Origin of the sequence: Cupriavidus sp. SIMBA_020, assembly GCF_046535395.1 — a bacterium.
Taxonomy (GTDB): Bacteria; Pseudomonadota; Gammaproteobacteria; order Burkholderiales; family Burkholderiaceae; genus Cupriavidus; species Cupriavidus campinensis.
Map to the genome: position 1 here is coordinate 1 of NZ_JAWRWU010000849.1, position 263 is coordinate 263.

The window sequence follows — 263 nt, forward strand, 5'->3', positions numbered from 1 at the left end:
TACAACGGCAAGCAGATCATCCGTGCCGGCCTGGAGGACCACTTCTGCGGCAAGCTGCTGGGCGTGCCCATGGGCTGTGACATCTGCTACACCAACCACGCCGAAGCCGACCAGGACGACATGGATAACCTGCTGACCCTGCTGGGGGTGGCAGGAATCAACTTCATCATGGGCATCCCCGGGTCCGACGACATCATGCTCAACTACCAGACTACGTCCTTCCACGACGCGCTCTATGCTCGCCAGACCCTTGGCCTGAAACC

The 263-nt window shown here is 60.5% G+C and carries 1 protein-coding gene; it reads left to right on the plus strand.

Annotation, left to right across the window (positions count from 1 at the left end; translation table 11 throughout):
* Positions 1-263 (plus strand): ethanolamine ammonia-lyase subunit EutB (gene eutB, locus SB751_RS31790; RefSeq protein ID WP_410749245.1); only part of this gene is annotated, 263 nt, incomplete at both ends.